The sequence below is a fragment of the Leptospira congkakensis genome (genome assembly GCF_004770265.1).
GTDB classification, from domain to species: domain Bacteria; phylum Spirochaetota; class Leptospiria; order Leptospirales; family Leptospiraceae; genus Leptospira_A; species Leptospira_A congkakensis.
Genome location: NZ_RQGQ01000020.1, coordinates 90323 through 107612 on the forward strand (window position 1 = coordinate 90323; position 17290 = coordinate 107612).

The window sequence follows — 17290 nt, forward strand, 5'->3', positions numbered from 1 at the left end:
GATGGATCTTTTGGAAACTGCCTTTAGCGATGATCGGAATTGCGATTAGGGATTGTAGTTTCGATTTAGATAGAAACTAAGTTTCCTTTGTATTTACTGGAATATGAAAATGGCTTTCGAAAGAAATAACTTTACTTTTGAAAGTCGCTATCGAATGAATCTGACTTACTTTAGAAAGGCACGCGAAAACTCGCCTGGTTGAAAAAAGTAAGTCACTTACCTTATGCAGTGGGTTTCGATCGATACTAACTATATAAAGTAAGGTAGGCAAGATAGACCATCCTCTTGAGTGCCAAGGAAAGTCCTGTTAAAAGTAAGTCACTTACCTCATCCACTGGCTTTCGAAAGAAACTTACACTCTAAATCAACGCAACTTATTTTAAGGATCTTAAGGAAAGGTGACTTCCGTTATTCTTTTAGCCAGGATACTTCCATACAACCTTCTGGTTTTCGGTTGTCTGGAACAACTGTACGATCGAAGGCAACGGCACCTAGGTTGACTCCAATACGAAGTGCAATGCGCTTTGCTAAATGTGAATATTGGTTGGCTTCACAGCGATTTCCAAGTCTGGATTCCAGCTTTGAAATTTGTAAAAGAAGGCCGGCATTTCCTTCCGATTCTTTCATTCCAATGGCATGTTTGAGTTGGATGGCTTTTTTTAAATCTTCTCTAGCAGAAATTAGGTCGTTTGATTCCATTTTATGAATGGCTCTCTCTTCCAGTCCTGCAATGACAGAAGGAATTCGAGACAACCTCGTATTCCTTAGGATATCATCGGCGGACTCATCCAAGACAGGATTTGCATGCAAACCAAAGGAAATGATGAATAATATAGCAGTTTGGTATTTGATCATACAAGCTGAGCCTCGCTGACTCTGTCATCCTTTAGAATGCATAATTTGTGCCAATGGGAATAAATACTCATGGACGATTTCGATAGTGACTTTCCAATGAAACTGACTCTGGCCGAGCGATCGCCTTTTTCCTTCCCTCTGGAAGGAAGGGGGAGGAAAGTCCGGACACTAGGGGACAATCGGACCGAGTAATACTTGGGCTTTTAAATTTCAGAAATGGAGTTTAAGGGACGGAAAGTGCAACAGAAAGTAAACCGCCTACCTTGGTAGGTAAGGGTGAAATGGTGGAGTAAGAGCCCACCGCTCTATTTGTAAGAATAGAGGCGGGTAAACCCTCCGATGTGCAATCTCAAGTAAACAACCGTTATGAGTTTGTCCTGCCAGGTTGTGGGTAGAGAGCATTAGATAAATGATCGCATAAAACAGAATCCGGCTTACGGGCCAGAGTCACCTTTTTTTAATATACCTTGTATCACTTCTTCTTCGTTAGGTGGGTAAAAGACACAAACTAAACCTCTGATTTTTAAAATGGTTTCGGCTAACGTTGTTTTTGTTTCCACTTGATCCCAATTTTCAAATCCAATGAGAATTCCGCAGGTTTCTTCCATTCCTTCAAAATCCTTATAAGAATAGTTTCTCATTCCATTTTCATCCAAAAATTGTTTTAACCCATTTTTTAAGACAAACTCTTCTGACCGATAAATCACTACAATTTCATCATTCACTACTTCTAAAACTTTTTTTGCATATCCAAAACACCATCGTATTTGATCTGTTAGATCATCGTCTGCTTTTATGAATTGGACATCGGAAAAATGACCTTGGACAGAAGATTCGGAAAAATCGGAAAGAAGTGCATTTGCAAAATGAACTATTTCTGGGGAATTTCTAATGTTTCTTGTGATGTCCCAGACATGGACAGAAAGAGAATTCCAATACTGAAATAAAGGTGATTTTGAATATTTGAATCGGCGTGAAATAAAAAGGATCCAATTTTTATTTTCCCAAAAGAATTTGGAAAGATAGAGGAATACCTCTTTTTCAGATGTTTGTTCTATCATCTCTTCAATTCCATCAGCGATGAGAAGATCAATATGATTGTGGTTTATTTCATTTAGGTTTGTGATGAGCTCAATGTTTGATTTTTCTGGGATTTGACTTAGTTCCTCTTTCCAAATTTCGTAAAGTGCTTTGGCACCTTGCCACAATAAAACTTTTTTCCCCGCTTTTGCATTTTGTAATGCTAACTCTCCAGCAAGGATGGATTTTCCGGAACCTGTGCTACCAAATACTAAGTTATGCTGATAACGGTTGATTCCATCCACAAGCTCGAATTGTTCCTTAGTAAAAAATAGTAAGTTCTCTTCTTCTTTTTCTTTTTGTGATCGAAAGGTTTGGAAAAAATTGAGATTCTTTTTTATGATTTCATGTGCCTTCACAAGTACAGATTCAGGTAGTGGATCCCGATTGGAATGGAAAAGAATCGATTCTAAAATAGAATTCAAATTTATATCATCTTTTACTTCTTTCCCTCCAAACACATAAAGGTGTTTATCATTGGGCAAATGAAATTCCCTTCTTTCATTTTTGAGAAAAAAAATAGCACTATCATAATAATCTTCTGGAAATAAATCAGTGAGTTGGTTGTGGTTTTTAAAAAATTCTCGGACTAATTCTCTTTGGGTGACCACTTGTTCGATCGGGTTCGAGTAAGATTTACCTTCCACTGGTTTCCAGTCTCTTTCACGAACATTATAAAATTCCCATTCTCCTTTTTTTTGTCTCCACCTTCCATTTTTGAGTTCGATGGTGATCACTCCATAAGGGGAAACAACGAGGAAATCGATTTCTCTCATAGGAACATCTGGTGTGATTAAGGTTATGGAATAATAAATATTACAATTTAGGCGTATTTCCTTTGAAAAACGGCTATAAAAATGAGATTCGAGCGATACATCTTTCGCTTTTCCGTGAAACTGTTTTGGATATATCATTTTTTAGTTCTATTATCATATCACAAATGTTTCTATTGGCGATATGAAACTGATCGCACTTTCCTTTTTTTTCTGTTTATTGTTTTCCGCCTGTGCTGGCGGAAATATTAAAATTAAAATCAAACCAGACCTTTCTGGTGATTTGGTTTTGTATCAGAAAAAAATTACCAAAAGACCTTCGGGAATATTTTTTGGAACAGGACTTACTCCTTCAGGTGAACTTGAAATCACTGTCAAAGAACGGGCTTATCAATTTAAGAATTATACTCATATCCTTCCTCCAGGATTTCGATTCATTCAATTTACAGAAGATCAAATTCTTGAGATTCAACTAGTTGTGGATACAGGTAAATCATCTCCGCTTCTGTCTGCTTTGGAAATCAACAAAGAAGAAATTGATTCCATTTTGAATGAAGCAAAACTTCGTGATGATCTACTTAGGTTCAATACACTGGTTGAGTTCATTCAGTTTGAAATTCAATTTCCTTTTTCCATCAAAAAAGTAAAATTTGCAGATCCGAGAACTCCCGGTGAATGGACAGCAAGACTCGATAGTAACGAAAAACTTATTGTGAATATTCCACTCCATTCTGTTTGGTCGAATGAACACCCACTCACAACGATACAGATTTATCCAGAATCAAATTAGGATTTATGAAAGTATTTTGTATTTAAGTTTTGAACAATTTCTTTTAAGGCAAGTCTTCTCTCTTTATCATTAGGGAGGAGTTCTTTTAAGTTTCTTCGCATTTCGAAAAGTGTTTCCATAAGTTCATGATCTTCTTCTGGAAGAATTTCTTCAAAAAGTTTGCGGAGAGTGGCGGAAACCCCTGCAAACTTTCCATCGGTAGAGATTGCAAACTGAACAGGACCAATGGATACAGATGAAGAAGAATAAAAGTCACAATTTTTGGGATCATCAACAGAATTCACCCAAATCCCTTTTTCTTTGGCAAGGGCTCTGAATTTCTGATTGATCCCTGAGTCATTTGTTCCTAAAAAAATAATATCACGATGATTTAGATCTTCTTCTTTGATTGCGCGTTCTTCTGTGAGGATGTTTGGATATTTTGCTAAAAAAGTTTTTACCTCATCGCTAAAACTGATAGAAATTATATTGATTTTGGCACCAGTAAATTCGAGACCATTTAATTTCTCTAAACAGGCATTCCCACCACCGACGATTAGAATATTTTTGTTTTCTAAATTGAGGAAGATGGGGTATTTTTTAAAATGCATTTAGATTGAATTTTGTGAACTATGGCCAAGTGTTTTTTTCGTACGATCAAGTAGGGGACGAATCACTTCTCCTACATAAAGAATTCCGGGACCTGTGGATTGTTTTGTAATCTCGTTTAACGCGGTGTTGGCGAGAGTCGATGTAGTATAAATCGGGTTTCCTCTTCCTACATTTTCAGCAAGAACAATGGGAGTTTCTTTTTTTAGTCCTTTTCGGATGAGAGTCTCTGCAAGTTCCTTTGTTTTTTTACTTCCCATGAGAATGGCAATGGTTCCGAGGAAATTCTCCATTCCGATCCAACTGCGTTCATCTTCTAAAATGGTATGACCATCAAGGATGATGATTTGTCTGGAAATTCCGCGAACGGTTAGTGAGAGACTTAATTCAGCGACACCAGCTGTTACGGAACTCACTCCCGGAATGACCTCGAATGGAATTCCTGCTCCTTCTAAACTTTGGATCTCTTCTGCAAGTCTGCCAAATATAGAAGCATCACCTCCCTTCAAACGAACTACATGTTTTCCCTGGGAGGCAAATTCCACAAGAAGGGAATTGATTTCGGATTGGGTGCGGGCATGTTCATTCGCCCTTTTTCCTACATAAAGGATCTGTGCATTCTCAGGAAATAAGTCTAAAAAACCGGGATCGAGGAGTGCGTCGTAGAGAATGACGTCAGCGGATTCGATGCGACTCCGTCCGCGTAGGGTCAAAAGGTCAATGGGGCCCGGGCCACCACTCACAAAACTGACAAATCCATGTTCTGTCTTATTGGAGGACATATCTGTTATACCTTGCGATATTGTTAGAAATAGTCAAGTGATTGGCTAATTATTTCTACAAAATCTCCATTTTTTTGGTTTACTTGGGGTATATCTCTGAGGAAAGATTCAATTTATCAGACTTTTTGGATGTTTTACTGGAATCCAAATCAAAAATAGGTTTTTATGCTATCCGATGAGAAACGCAATCGATTTTTACAGTTACTGAAGGAATCCACCAAAGACGAATGGGTGTGGATGTCCGGATATTTGTCTGCTCTCACGCAGGCAAGCATTGGAGGAAGTGTTGATGTTTCCCTCACTCCTCCCGTGAGTATAGATTCGGGAACAGACCCTTTACATGGAAATTTAAAAACCCAACCTATCCAATGCAGTGTGGTTTACGGAACAGAAACCGGGAACTCAAAGAAACTTGGAACAGAACTTGTTAAAAAACTAAAAGAGTTGGGAGTATCTGCAAAATTAAAAAGTACAGATACTTACAAAGCCAAAGATCTTAAAGAAGAAGAGTATTTATTTGTAGTGGTGTCCACCCATGGCGACGGGGAACCACCTCAGGCTGCCAAACCATTCATCCAAATTTTGGCTGATTCAAAAGATTCATTATCAAAAGTTAAGTTCGCAGTTCTAGGGTTAGGTGATACGAGTTACCCTTTATTTTGCCAAACAGGTGAAGATGTAGATTCCATGTTGTCTAAGTTAGGTGCGGAGAGGATTCAACCATTAGGCAAATGTGACGTAGACTTTGAACTTGTTGCTAAACCTTGGATGAGTGAACTTATCTCTAAACTCAATGCACATTCTAAAACAGCTACTACGCAAGCTGCCAAACCAACACAAAGTACTCAAACAAAACCGGCTACTGGTGGAAAGGTTGTTTATGAAGGATCTGTTGTGACCAATATCGTTTTGAATGATGTTGGTGCTAGTAAATCAACAAGACATATCGAAATCAAAACCACAGTCCCAATCGATTATCTTCCTGGTGATAGTGCAGGTTTTCTTGCCTACAACCGTGAGGAGGAAGTAAATCGAATTTTATCATTATTAAAAACAGATCGTGAAACTCGTGTTACCTATAAAGGGGAAACATGGATGGCATACGATTTGTTTCGTAAAAAAGTATCGGTTCGTTTTTTACCAGACCGTGTGATTCAAAAATATGCAGGACTTATTGGAAAAGAACTACCTTCGGGTAAATTGGACTTGGATGTTTTATTAACACTCAATCCTTCAGAAAAACAATTAGAATTACAAACTCTAGTAGATATTTTAGAACCAATTGTTCCTAGGTATTATTCAATCGCTTCTAGTCCATCGGCACATGGAGAGGATGAAGTTCACCTCACTGTCGCAGAAGTGGAAATAGAAACTTTTACTGGTTTAAAAACAGGTTTTTGTTCCGGATTTTTAGCAGAAATGAAAGAAGGAGATGTGGTTCCTTTTTTCATTCAAAGAAACAATTCCTTTCGATTGCCAAGTCCTGATACGGATATCATTATGATTGGGCCTGGTACTGGAATTGCACCTTTTCGAAGTTTTTTATTTGAAAGAGAACAAAATAGCGGAAACGGCAAAAACTGGTTATTTTTTGGAGAAAGAAATTTTGTCTCCGATTTTTATTACCAAACAGAACTTTTGGAACTAATGGATACTGGCGTATTACACAGGTTAAATGCTGCTTTCTCTCGTGATACAAAACAAAAAGTTTATGTTCAGGATCGTATGGGTGAAAATGCAGCAGAACTTTTGAAGTGGATCGAAAGTGGAGCAGTGATTTATCTTTGTGGGTCAAAAGATCCAATGAGTAAAGACGTCGACCGCAAACTCATTGAAATTTTATCAGAAAGAACATTTGATACAGGAAAAGAAGCTTCTGATTATCTAAAGGAATTAGAAGAAGCCGGTCGCTACATTAAGGACGTTTACTGAGGTAATCATGGCAGAACAAAAAAAAGAAACATTAGCAGAAAAAGTTAAACGCCTCAGTCGAGGACTCAGAGGATCTCTTGTTGACAGTTTGAAAGATGAACACACTGGATCACTTCGTTCTGATGACCAACTACTACTTAAGTTCCATGGAATGTACCAACAAGATGATAGGGATCGAAGAGAAGAACGGGCGGCTAAAAAATTAGATCGTTTGTATTCTTTTATGATTCGTTTGAGAATTCCTGGTGGGATGATTGGGCCTGTTCATTGGGAAGCATTACACAATGTGGCTGGTGAAAATTCTACAGGAACCATCAAAATCACCACTCGTCAAACGGTTCAACTTCATGGTATTTTAAAATCAAAAATCAAACCAACAATCAAAGCATTTGATTCTGTGTTTTTGGATTCTATTGCTGCTTGTGGTGATGTGAATCGTAACGTAACTTGTACATCCAATCCGGCGACAAGTCCCTTACACAAAGAAGTGTTTGGATATGCTGGTGAAATTAGTAGATCTTTATTGCCGAAAACAAGAGCTTATTATGAGATTTGGCTGGATGAAAATCTTTTAGCAGAAAAGGAAGAACCAGAAGATCCATTATATAAAGATGTATATCTTCCTCGTAAGTTTAAAATTGCGATTGCGATTCCCCCTTACAACGATGTGGATCTTTTTACAAATGACATTGGGCTTATTGCTATTATTGAAAATGGACAACTCCTTGGTTTCAATGTGGCAGTGGGTGGGGGACTAGGAACCACTCATGGAAATCCTGATACGTACCCACGTGTTGGAACTGTATTTGGTTTTATTCCTAAAAAAGATATTTTAAAAGTTGTTTATGAAATTGTTACCGTCCAAAGAGATTTTGGAAACCGTGAAGATAGAAAACTATCTCGTTTGAAATACACTTTGGATCGCCTTGGTGTTGAATTCTACAAAAGAGAAGTAGAAAAACGAGTTGGGATTAGTTTTGAACCAGCAAAAGATTATCAGTTCACACAAAGATCTGATGATTTTGGTTGGAGACAAGATGTCGCAGGTAACTGGCATTATACTGTATTTGTGGAAAATGGTCGTGTTTGTGATGAACATGGTTATAACTTAAAAACAGCCCTTTTGGAAGTTTCCAAAACAAGACGTGCCACATTTCGATTCACTTGTAACCAAAACCTAATTTTATCAGATATTTTTCCAAAAGATAAAGATCTCATTGAATCCATCCTTGTGAAGTTTGGGATCCAAAGAAAAACTAACGAAGTTTCCGAGATCCGCAAAAATTCCATCGCTTGTGTGGCGCTTAGCACTTGTTCATTGGCATTGGCAGAAGGTCAGAGATACCTTCCTAGTCTAATTGATAAAATTGAGCCTATCCTTGGAAAACATGGACTAGCTGATGAACCAGTATCGATCCGAATGACCGGATGTCCGAATGGATGTGCAAGACCATACATTTCAGAGATTGGACTTGTGGGAACGTCTTATGGAAAATACAATTTACACTTAGGTGCTGATGCGGAAGGTTACCGACTCAATCGTAAGTATAAAGAAGATTTGGATGAGACAGCTATTTTATCTGAACTAGATGGACTCTTTGGAAGATTCTCGAAAGAGAGAAATTCCAAAGAATCGTTTGGGGATTATATCAATCGAATTGGAATCTTAAATTAAGATTCCAATTCTTTCGGAGCAGTTCTGTTCCAATAAGTAGCAATGGCGGCACCGGCAATCAGGTGCCAAATTCCCCACCATGCACAAATCATAGCCATTCCACCCAGGCCATCAAAGAAACCAAAAACAATGGCAAGACCGAGGCTTGAGTTTTGAATGCCCGTTTCTATGGCTACCGTCTTTCTATCACCAAGTGGTAATCGGAATAGTTTGGCAAAGTAATATCCAAGAGACAGTCCTGCAAGGTTCATCACGAATACAAGTCCAAAGAGAAGGTGGATGTATTCTTTAAAGAATTTGAAATTGGTTGCAAGTGCTCCTACAATAAAAAAGCCGAGTAATAAAATGGAAATCCTTTGTACGGCTTTTTTTACCGTATGTGTGAGTTTTGGGAATAGTTTTTGAAAAAGAATTCCGAGTATCAGTGGGACAACAAGGAGTACCGTGATGGAAACCAAAATCTCATAGGGACTCACTGAGATGGACTTAAGATATTCTCTCGTGACCGGGAGTAAATTTCCCCAAAAGAAAAATCCAATCGGAGTTAGAATAAAAGAGAATGCTGAAGAGAAGGTTGTTAGACTCACAGAGAGTGCTAAATTTCCTTTTGCCAAATGTGTGAAAAAGTTGGACATATTCCCACCAGGACATGCTGCCACAAGCACCATTCCCAGAGCAAGGCCAGGGTGTGGGTTAATCACCCAAATGATCAGTAGGGTGGCTACTGGTAACAATATATATTGACTGAAAAGACCAACAAACGCTGGTTTTGGGTATCGTAAAAGATGTTTGAAGTCTTGGAGTTTTAATTCCAGAGCAATTCCAAACATAATAAAACCAACCAGTGCATTGATTAGATACACTGAGTCTTTGTTAAAATTGAGGCGAACTGCATTGATATCCATTTAATCTGACCAACCTACTAGAATACGACGGGGACCGGTAAAGGGTAGTCTACCATGGGAAACGGATAAGTTATCAATGATGAGAACGTCTCCTGTTTGCCAAGGAATGGCTACCAGATGTTTCCAGAAAACATTTGTTATGGATTGCATTTCTCCAGTAGAAATTTCTTCTCCATTTCCATAAGTAACATGTACGTCGTGTGACTCTTGTCCGGATATCCTTTTGATTATAGTGAGGAGTGTGAGTAGAAGTGCAACACCAAGAGAACGAAATGTTTTTTGTCTTTTGAAAATTTTCCATACTTCACTCACAGCTGCTTGGTAATGAAACGTTTGTGAATGGTTATGCCATGCCGTTGTTTTGGCTTCTGGATGTACTCGAAATCCAGATTGTTCATTGGTTATGGTTAAAGAATCCGTTCCCGACCAATCTAATTTAAATCTGTTTTTATCAGAAATCTTTTTGACTTCCTCAAGGTTTGTGGTTCCAAACATTTCATCCCAACGTTTTGTTTTCCATAATGAAAAACGTGCTGTGGTAGATGGACCATCATAACGCCGTCTATAACGAATTCCATGTTTTTGGATTTTATCTTTGATTTTAGGATCTACATCTTTGTAAATTTCTCTAAGATCGGTAAGTGGAGTTTCTCCTCCCGTTTCGGAAGCTTTTTCCGCATAAAAAAATAAAAGTTTGGGAGGGTTGTCGAGAAAACTCATCTCGGCATGTTGCATGATGGGGTAGTGAGGTGGCAATTCACTTGCAGTAAACACATGTTTGACGACTTGATCCCTGGGAGAAGTTCCTAAATAAAACTCACCCAACTTTTTTTCTTCCGTAGCAAATAGGATGGACTGAAAGTCGGTAGCTTGATGAACAGGGAAGCCGCGAAAGAGGACGGCACCATAGGTTTTCAAATCCTCTCGCCATTCTTTCTGGTTCTTTTGGATCCAATGGGTCAGATCTTCCAGATCCCTTTCTTCGGCGGGTTCGTAAACGATGGGAAGTTTGGTCTCCCCGATAAAGGATTTACGGATCCATTTGGTTTTTGTCGTAGTGGCCTTACTCATGCTACTGCCAGCTTAGCGAAATAGCATGTTTTAAATCAAGAAAAAATCTGTTATATTGAACTAAAGTTCTACAATAACATTCCTGCTGCCACGGTCTGGTTGGTCCCTTCATCTACCAAAACAAAGCTACCTGTCCCTCGAATTTGGGAATAAGGGTCATATGCCACCGGTTTCGCTGTTCGGATCGTTACTTTTCCTATTTCATTTAAGGCCAGGCTTGTCTGTTCCTTCTTTTCATGGGTGCTGGTTTCCACTCGGTATTCCAAAGAACGAATGGAAGCCTTTACTGCATTGGTCGTTTGGCGGAGTAAATACTTGGAACCGGGGGTCATAACCTTTTGGTCCATCCAACAGATATGAGCTTCCAAATCTTGTGAGGTGGTTGGTTCCTGGCCACTGACCACTAACATATCACCTCGGCTTACATCAATTTCATCTTCCAAACGAATGGCAACAGACATAGGTGCATAAGCCGTGTTGATCGAACCGGCATAGGTATCAATGGCTTTGATTTTTGATTTTAATCCACTGGGTAAAACGGTAATGGAATCACCAACGGTGAAATGTCCACTTCTGATTTGTCCCGCATAACCTCTGTAATCATGGTATTCAGTGGTTTGGGGGCGAATCACATTTTGAACAGGAAATCTAGGAGCAGGGGATTCTTCTTCTGTACGGAGTTCGATGTCTTCCAAAAATCCAAGAAGTGACTTTTCTTTCCACCAAGGCATAGACGAAGATAAATCTACCACATTGTCTCCATTCAGTGCGGAAATCGGAAGGAAGTGAATGGATTTTAAATCTAGGTCTTTTGCAAATTCTAAATATTGTTTTTTGATATTTAAAAATACTTCTTCGGAAAAATCTACCAAATCCATTTTGTTGATACAAACCACAACATAGGGAATTCTGAGTAGGGATACAATATAAGAGTGACGGTAAGTTTGTTCGATGACTCCTTTTCTGGCATCAATTAAAATGATCGCTAGGTCAGAGTTAGATGCTCCAGTCACCATGTTTCTTGTGTATTGGACATGGCCCGGTGCATCGGCAATGATAAACTTTCTTTTTGGAGTCGAAAAATATTTATAAGCAATGTCGATAGTGATCCCTTGTTCTCTTTCCGCTTTTAATCCATCGGTGAGTAGTGCTAGGTTGATTTGACCATTTACCTGTCCTGCTTTTTCAATGGCTTCTAATTGGTCTTGGAAAATGGATTTGCTATCGTATAACAATCGTCCGATGAGGGTTGATTTCCCATCATCTACACTACCTGCAGTAATAAAACGTAAAATATCCATTAAAAGTATCCGCCTTTTTTTCTGTCTTCCATTGCAGCTTCGGAACGTTTGTCATCCAAACGAGATCCTCTTTCTGTAGTTCTTGAAACTTGAATTTCTCGAATGATATCATCGATTGTATTGGCTTCTGATTCTACGGCCGCTGTACAAGTCATATCACCTACAGTTCGGAAACGAACAGTTCTTGTTTCTACCTTGTCGGTATTGTCTAAACTAATGAATTTTGATACCGGAAATACTAGGTCTTCTCGCCAAACAATTTCTCTTTGGTGAGAAAAATACAAAGATGGGAGTTCGATATTTTCTTTACGAATGTATTCCCAAACATCTAGTTCTGTCCAGTTGCTGATCGGGAACACTCGAACATTTTCACCCACATGGATTTTTCCATTATAGATATTCCAAAGTTCTGGGCGTTGGAGTTTCGGATCCCAAGATCCAAATTCATCTCTTACGGAAAAAATTCTTTCTTTAGCGCGAGCTTTTTCTTCATCCCGACGAGCCCCGCCAATACAAGCATCAAACTTAAACTCTGCAATTGTATCCAGAAGGGTTACTGCTTGGATACCGTTACGACTTGGGAACTTTCCTTTTTCTTCGACAGCCTTTCCTTGGTCGATAGAGTCTTGCACATAACGAACTACAAGTTTTTCACCTGTTCGCTCTGCTAAATCATCTCTGAATTTTAGCGCCTCATCAAAGTTATGCCCAGTATCAATATGAACGAGTGGAAATGGAAATTTTCCAGGTCGAAAAGCTTTTAGTGCAAGATGTACGAGACAAATCGAGTCTTTTCCTCCTGAAAATAGAAGGGCAGGTCTTTCAAATTGTGCCGCCACTTCTCTTAAAATATAGATGGCTTCCGACTCTAGTTGGTCTAGATGGGAAAGTCTATGTAAATCGGTCATGTTGGTATTATCCTTTTTTCGGTGTGAGTTTGCCGTCTACCCAGTGTAAGCCGCACTCTTTTTTAGATTCTTGTTCCCACCACCATCGACCTGCACGAAAGTCTTCTCCTGGTTCAATGGCACGGGTGCAAGGTGCACAACCAATGCTTGGAAAACCTTTGTCGTGTAATAGGTTGTATGGTACATTGTGTTCTCTGATATACTTCCAAGTATCTTCAAAGGACCATAAAAGTAGTGGTTGGTATTTAATTAAATTTCTTTGGGGATCCGATTCGAAAATAGACATTTCGGTTCTAAATCCTGATTGGTCTTTTCGAAGTCCAGTCACCCAAACTTCTGTGTCTTTTAAAATGGCATCAAGAGGAACGAGTTTGCGAATCCGACAACATTCTTTTCGTAAATCTAAAGAATCATAAAATGCATTCGGTCCATTCTCTTCTACAAAACCTTGGATTTCTTTCTCGTTTGGATAAAAGGCTTCAATTTTTGCCCCATAACGGATGTTTGTTTTTTGCCAAACATCATAGGTCTCTTGGAAGAGTCGCCCGGTATCCAAAGTGGCAATCCGAATGTCGATTTTGTTTGCGAGAATCGCATGAGTGATGGCTTGGTCTTCCAATCCAAAACTGGTAGTGAACACAGCCTTGCCTGGAAAATCCAAACTAAGTTGCCTTAATCCCTGTTCTAGGGAGAGGGAGGTATAGGTTTCTGTCAAAACTTCCAAATTTCCCATTTTTTCCAATCCTACCGTCCAATGTTTTGTATATTGGACGATTTGTAAACTATATTAGCGGAAAATACTAGATAGAGAAGTCTTCTACGTATACTTTTGCTTTTTTTATCCTTAAATAGACCGTCTCGCCGGGCAAAAGGTTCAAAAGACGATAGGTTTCCTGTTCCAGAACGGATTCAATCAGAGTGCCTGTATCCACTCGTTTGAGTTCCACTCGCACATTCCTTCCCGTAGAATGGATGTATTGGATTTCCGCTGCGATCCCTTGGTCAGGTTCCCTCACAATTTCCACATCATAAGGACGAACATAAGCCACGGCTACCGATTCCTTTACATCTTGGTGTTCGGAACTGTCGAGAGCCAAGTTTCCAATTTTGGTTGTCCCTTCTTCGATGCGACCATGGAAAAGATTCACGTCTCCGAGGAAATGAAAAACAAAAGGGGATTTAGGTTTGTTATACACCTCGTCTGGACTTCCTACCTGTTCCAATTGGCCTTGGTTTAAGATAACAATCCGATCACTCACTTCGAGTGCTTCTTCTTGGTCATGAGTTACAAAAACACTTGTTATGTGGATTTCGTCATGCAGTCTTCGTAACCAGTTCCGTAATTCCTTTCTGACTTTGGCATCAAGGGCTCCGAAAGGTTCATCGAGTAATAAAAATTTTGGTTCGATGGCAAGGGCACGAGCGAGTGCCACTCGTTGGCGTTGGCCTCCAGACAATTCATGTGGGTATCGGTTATGAAACTTTTCGAGTTGGATGAGTGTGAGTAATTTAGAAACCTTTTCCCCAATTTCTTTTTTCGATGGCCTGGATGTTTTTGGTCTTACTTCCAATCCAAAGGCTATGTTTTCGGCAATGGTCATATGGCGAAAGAGGGCATAGTGTTGGAAAACAAAACCCACTTCTCCATTTTGAATTTTGGAGGTGGATAGATTTTCTCCTACAAACTCCACCTTTCCCGAAGATGGTTCTTCGAGTCCGGCGATGATTCGGAGTAAGGTTGTTTTTCCTGAACCGGAAGGTCCAAGGAGAGCCACAAGTTCTCCGTCTGGAATGGAGAGGTTGACCTCTTTTAGTGCGGTGAACGACCCAAAGGTTTTATTTACGTTATTAATTTCAATCGGCATTTTTTCTGCTCGCAGTTCGTTTTTCCAAAATCAATTTAAAGATGAGAGTGAGTAGAGAGAGAAACACTAGTAACGTGGCACAAGAAAAAGCACCTACCGAATCAAACTCGTTGTATAACATTTCTATGTGGAGGGGGAGAGTGGTTGTTTTTCCTCGAATATGACCACTGAGTACTGACACAGCTCCAAACTCACCCATGGCTCTTGCATTACAAAGAATGATTCCGTATAACAGTCCCCATTTGATATTGGGAAGGATGACACGTCTCAAAAGTTGAAAGAAACTTGCACCGAGTAACATCCCTGCTTCTTCTTCCTCTCTCCCTTGGCTTTGCATCAGTGGAATGAGTTCCCGGGCAACAAAAGGAAAGGTAATGAATACAGTCGCAAGGATAAGACCCGGTGTATTAAAAACAATTTTGATTCCATGCGCGGTAAGAAAGTCACCAAAGTAACCTTGTCTTCCAAATAACAATAAAAAGATAAGACCAGAAACCACAGGAGATACGGCAAAGGGGCTATCGATAATGGTGACTAAAATATTTTTCCCAGGAAAGTTAAATCTCGTAATTGTAAAGGCAGCAGTCACACCAAAGAGAGTATTTAATACTACAGAGACGAGAGAAACTTTGACTGTAAGTCCAATGGCATAAAGTGCATATTCTCCAGTGATGGAGCTGATATACTTCTCATAACCTTCTGAAAACGCTTCCGAGAACACAGTATAAATTGGCAAAAGAAGGATGATCCCAGCAAGGAAGTAAGCTAAAATTACCAGAAAAATGGGTATAATTTTGATTTTCATGATAATTTTTTGGAAGCCCGTTCTTGGAGTAAATTAATCAAAAACATAAAAACAAAGGAAGTTAGTAACATCACAAGAGCAATGGAAGTTGCTTTTTCGTATTCGTATTGTTCTAGTTTGGTGACAATGAGTAGGGGAAGGATTTCAGTTTTTCCTGGAATGTTTCCGGAAATAAAAACAACAGATCCATATTCACCAATACTTCTCGCAAAAGCCATTCCTGTTCCTGCGAGAAGGGAAGGCCAAAGTTCAGGAAGTAATACTTTATAAAAAGTTTGGAATGGTGTGGCACCAAGGCAACGTGCACTTTCTTCTAGTTCTTTGGGTAATTCTTCGATGACTGGTTGGACTGTTCTTACGACAAAAGGAAATCCAATAAAAACTAGAGCGATGACAATCCCAATAGGAGTGTACGCAATTTTGATTCCCCATTTGTCAAAGTAGGATCCAATGATTCCATTTTGAGAATAGATTGTAGTAAGTGCAATTCCTGCAACAGCAGTGGGGAGAGTAAACGGTAAGTCGATTAAGGTATCGAGTAATTTTTTAAAAGGAAAGTTGTATCTGACAAGAACCCAAGCAAATAAAAATCCGATGAAGAGATTGATGAGTGCTGAAACAAGGCCCACACTAAAACTTAAAAATAGTGCGGAACGAATTCTTTCGTCTGAAAACACTTCTAGGATTCCTGAAACTCCAATCCCGAGGGAATGGAAAAAAAGTCCTAGAAGTGGGATGATGACAACCGCGGACGAGTAAAAAACTGTCAGTCCTAAACTGATTCCAAAATGTATTTTTTTATACGGCCGGGTTTCTATTAACATATTTTATTGAGTTTTGTAGATGGCATCAAAGACGCCCCCATCTGCAAAATGTTTTTTCTGTGCAGAATCCCAAGTTTCCCCTAAATCGGATAGGGAAAATAATTTTAAGTTTGGAAATTCTTTTGCAGAAGCTTTTGCGACAGCCGCGTCAGTCGGTCTAAAAAAATGTTTAGCAATGATTGATTGCCCTTCTTTTGTGTAGAGAAACTCTAGATATGTAGTCGCTTTTTCCAAATTGCCTTTTTCTGTAGCAGTTTTGGTAACCACAGCAACCGGAGTTTCTGCTTTGATTGATTCCGAAGGATAAACAACTTCTAAAGTGCTTTTGCCAGATCTTTTTTCTTCATCAAGGGAAAGTTTAGCTTCATTTTCCCAAGTGATGAGAACATCACCAATTCCTCTTTGAACAAAAGTTGTTGTGGATCCGCGAGCACCCGTATCAAGAACAGATGTGTTTTTGAATAGTGCTTTAACAAACTCTGTTGCTTTTTCGTCAGACTTGTATTTGCGTTTTGCAAAGCCATAAGCCGCTAGATAATTCCAACGTGCACCACCACTTGTTTTTGGGTTTGGAGTGATGATGGAAACTCCTGGTTTTACGATATCATCCCAATCTTTGATTTTTTTTGGATTGGATTTACGAACTAAAAATACAATGGTTGAGTAGTAAGGAACACTATTGTTTGGAAGTTTTTTTTGCCAATTTGCATCAATTAACCCTGATTTTGCGGAGATGCTATCAATGTCGTAGGAAAGTGCAAGACTCACTACGTCAGCATCGAGTCCATCGATCACGGCTCTAGCTTGTTTTCCTGATCCACCGTGGGATTGTTGGATGGCAAACTCATTTCCTTTTTTGGCCTTCCATTGGCTTAGGAAAGCTTTGTTAATTTCTTCATACAATTCTCTCGTAGGGTCAAAGGACACATGGAGGAAAGTGGATTCTGCAGCTAGGGAGGAGAGAGCTCCAAAGCTTAATAAAATGCACAATATTGCAGAAATTGTTGGTTTTAGATTCGAAATTCGGTTAATTTTTTTCATTTTCGCGTCCTTTTGTTTAATAAATCAAACCCATCCTCCAATTTAACAGATATCCGTCAAACGAAATTTATTTCGTAAAACCGGAACTTTTCCCT

Annotated in this window: 15 protein-coding genes, 1 other RNA gene and 1 pseudogene; 4 read left to right on the forward strand and 13 right to left on the reverse strand. The window is 39.2% G+C overall.

Annotation, left to right across the window (positions count from 1 at the left end):
* Nucleotides 1-408: 408 nt before the first annotated feature.
* Nucleotides 409-855: an LEPBI_I1174 family sigma 54-regulated protein gene (locus tag EHQ70_RS17895; protein ID WP_135588739.1), complete on the reverse strand. Its 447-nt coding sequence runs from the start codon at nt 853-855 to the stop codon at nt 409-411.
* 104 nt (nt 856-959) lie between these two features.
* Between EHQ70_RS17895 and rnpB the strand changes: the two genes are divergently transcribed.
* Nucleotides 960-1308, forward strand: an RNA gene (gene rnpB, locus EHQ70_RS17900) — RNase P RNA component class A.
* Between the two features lie 1151 nt (nt 1309-2459).
* Here rnpB and EHQ70_RS18795 read toward each other — a convergent pair.
* Nucleotides 2460-2849: pseudogene (locus EHQ70_RS18795) on the reverse strand (nuclease-related domain-containing protein); the annotation flags it as partial.
* Nucleotides 2850-2892: 43 nt separating this feature from the next.
* Between EHQ70_RS18795 and EHQ70_RS17910 the strand changes: the two are divergent.
* Nucleotides 2893-3498, forward strand: a complete 606-nt coding sequence (locus EHQ70_RS17910) for an LBF_1134 family protein (RefSeq protein ID WP_208729589.1) — start codon at nt 2893-2895, stop codon at nt 3496-3498.
* Here the strand turns inward: EHQ70_RS17910 and EHQ70_RS17915 are convergent.
* Together EHQ70_RS17915 and cobA are read right to left on the reverse strand one after the other, a co-directional pair.
* Entirely contained in the window at nt 3495-4088 is a 594-nt protein-coding gene (locus tag EHQ70_RS17915; RefSeq protein WP_135588742.1) for a precorrin-2 dehydrogenase/sirohydrochlorin ferrochelatase family protein, read from the reverse strand. The genes EHQ70_RS17910 and EHQ70_RS17915 overlap by 4 nt on opposite strands.
* A complete protein-coding gene (cobA, locus tag EHQ70_RS17920; protein ID WP_135588744.1) occupies nt 4089-4868 on the reverse strand; it encodes a uroporphyrinogen-III C-methyltransferase in 780 nt (259 codons plus the stop codon).
* 165 nt (nt 4869-5033) lie between these two features.
* On the opposite strand from cobA, the gene EHQ70_RS17925 reads away from it, so the two are divergent.
* Both EHQ70_RS17925 and EHQ70_RS17930 read left to right on the forward strand, forming a co-directional pair.
* Complete coding sequence (locus EHQ70_RS17925) at nt 5034-6800, forward strand: diflavin oxidoreductase (protein ID WP_135588746.1); 1767 nt, start codon at nt 5034-5036, stop codon at nt 6798-6800.
* 7 nt (nt 6801-6807) lie between these two features.
* On the forward strand, nt 6808-8475 hold the full coding sequence (locus EHQ70_RS17930) for an NADPH-dependent assimilatory sulfite reductase hemoprotein subunit (RefSeq protein WP_135588748.1): 1668 nt from the start codon (nt 6808-6810) through the stop codon (nt 8473-8475).
* Here the strand turns inward: EHQ70_RS17930 and EHQ70_RS17935 are convergent.
* The 9 genes from EHQ70_RS17935 to EHQ70_RS17975 form a co-directional block, all read right to left on the reverse strand.
* A complete protein-coding gene (locus EHQ70_RS17935) occupies nt 8472-9380 on the reverse strand; it encodes a bile acid:sodium symporter family protein (protein ID WP_135588750.1) in 909 nt (302 codons plus the stop codon). The genes EHQ70_RS17930 and EHQ70_RS17935 overlap by 4 nt on opposite strands.
* Nucleotides 9381-10451 (reverse strand): TauD/TfdA family dioxygenase, encoded by a 1071-nt coding sequence (locus tag EHQ70_RS17940; protein WP_135588752.1) that lies wholly within the window; start codon nt 10449-10451, stop codon nt 9381-9383. It abuts the gene before it with no gap.
* Between the two features lie 68 nt (nt 10452-10519).
* Nucleotides 10520-11752: a sulfate adenylyltransferase subunit 1 gene (locus EHQ70_RS17945; RefSeq protein ID WP_135588754.1), complete on the reverse strand. Its 1233-nt coding sequence runs from the start codon at nt 11750-11752 to the stop codon at nt 10520-10522.
* Nucleotides 11752-12660 (reverse strand): sulfate adenylyltransferase subunit CysD, encoded by a 909-nt coding sequence (cysD, locus tag EHQ70_RS17950; protein ID WP_135588756.1) that lies wholly within the window; start codon nt 12658-12660, stop codon nt 11752-11754. Before cysD ends, EHQ70_RS17945 begins: the two co-directional genes overlap by 1 nt.
* A gap of 7 nt (nt 12661-12667) precedes the next feature.
* Nucleotides 12668-13393 (reverse strand): phosphoadenylyl-sulfate reductase, encoded by a 726-nt coding sequence (locus tag EHQ70_RS17955; protein ID WP_135588758.1) that lies wholly within the window; start codon nt 13391-13393, stop codon nt 12668-12670.
* 67 nt (nt 13394-13460) lie between these two features.
* Nucleotides 13461-14525, reverse strand: coding sequence for a sulfate/molybdate ABC transporter ATP-binding protein (locus tag EHQ70_RS17960; RefSeq protein WP_135588760.1), 1065 nt, complete (start codon nt 14523-14525; stop codon nt 13461-13463).
* On the reverse strand, nt 14515-15330 hold the full coding sequence (cysW, locus tag EHQ70_RS17965; protein WP_135588762.1) for a sulfate ABC transporter permease subunit CysW: 816 nt from the start codon (nt 15328-15330) through the stop codon (nt 14515-14517). The genes EHQ70_RS17960 and cysW overlap by 11 nt, the downstream gene beginning before the upstream one ends.
* The gene (cysT, locus tag EHQ70_RS17970) at nt 15327-16154 is read right to left on the reverse strand and encodes a sulfate ABC transporter permease subunit CysT (RefSeq protein WP_135588764.1); all 828 of its coding nucleotides are present in this window, start codon (nt 16152-16154) and stop codon (nt 15327-15329) included. The genes cysW and cysT overlap by 4 nt, the downstream gene beginning before the upstream one ends.
* 3 nt (nt 16155-16157) lie before the next feature.
* Nucleotides 16158-17195, reverse strand: a complete 1038-nt coding sequence (locus EHQ70_RS17975) for a sulfate ABC transporter substrate-binding protein (protein ID WP_135588766.1) — start codon at nt 17193-17195, stop codon at nt 16158-16160.
* Nucleotides 17196-17290: the final 95 nt, after the last annotated feature.

Coding starts and splice junctions, on each gene's coding strand:
- EHQ70_RS17895 (WP_135588739.1), bottom strand. CDS start 855: ATGATCAAATACCAAACTGCTATATTATTCATCATTTCCTTTGGTTTG.
- EHQ70_RS17945 (WP_135588754.1), bottom strand. CDS start 11,752: ATGGATATTTTACGTTTTATTACTGCAGGTAGTGTAGATGATGGGAAA.
- EHQ70_RS17955 (WP_135588758.1), bottom strand. CDS start 13,393: ATGGGAAATTTGGAAGTTTTGACAGAAACCTATACCTCCCTCTCCCTA.
- EHQ70_RS17960 (WP_135588760.1), bottom strand. CDS start 14,525: ATGCCGATTGAAATTAATAACGTAAATAAAACCTTTGGGTCGTTCACC.
- EHQ70_RS17930 (WP_135588748.1), top strand. CDS start 6,808: ATGGCAGAACAAAAAAAAGAAACATTAGCAGAAAAAGTTAAACGCCTC.
- EHQ70_RS17925 (WP_135588746.1), top strand. CDS start 5,034: ATGCTATCCGATGAGAAACGCAATCGATTTTTACAGTTACTGAAGGAA.
- cysT (WP_135588764.1), bottom strand. CDS start 16,154: ATGTTAATAGAAACCCGGCCGTATAAAAAAATACATTTTGGAATCAGT.
- EHQ70_RS17910 (WP_208729589.1), top strand. CDS start 2,893: ATGAAACTGATCGCACTTTCCTTTTTTTTCTGTTTATTGTTTTCCGCC.
- EHQ70_RS17915 (WP_135588742.1), bottom strand. CDS start 4,088: ATGCATTTTAAAAAATACCCCATCTTCCTCAATTTAGAAAACAAAAAT.
- EHQ70_RS17975 (WP_135588766.1), bottom strand. CDS start 17,195: ATGAAAAAAATTAACCGAATTTCGAATCTAAAACCAACAATTTCTGCA.
- cobA (WP_135588744.1), bottom strand. CDS start 4,868: ATGTCCTCCAATAAGACAGAACATGGATTTGTCAGTTTTGTGAGTGGT.
- cysW (WP_135588762.1), bottom strand. CDS start 15,330: ATGAAAATCAAAATTATACCCATTTTTCTGGTAATTTTAGCTTACTTC.
- EHQ70_RS17940 (WP_135588752.1), bottom strand. CDS start 10,451: ATGAGTAAGGCCACTACGACAAAAACCAAATGGATCCGTAAATCCTTT.
- EHQ70_RS17935 (WP_135588750.1), bottom strand. CDS start 9,380: ATGGATATCAATGCAGTTCGCCTCAATTTTAACAAAGACTCAGTGTAT.
- cysD (WP_135588756.1), bottom strand. CDS start 12,660: ATGACCGATTTACATAGACTTTCCCATCTAGACCAACTAGAGTCGGAA.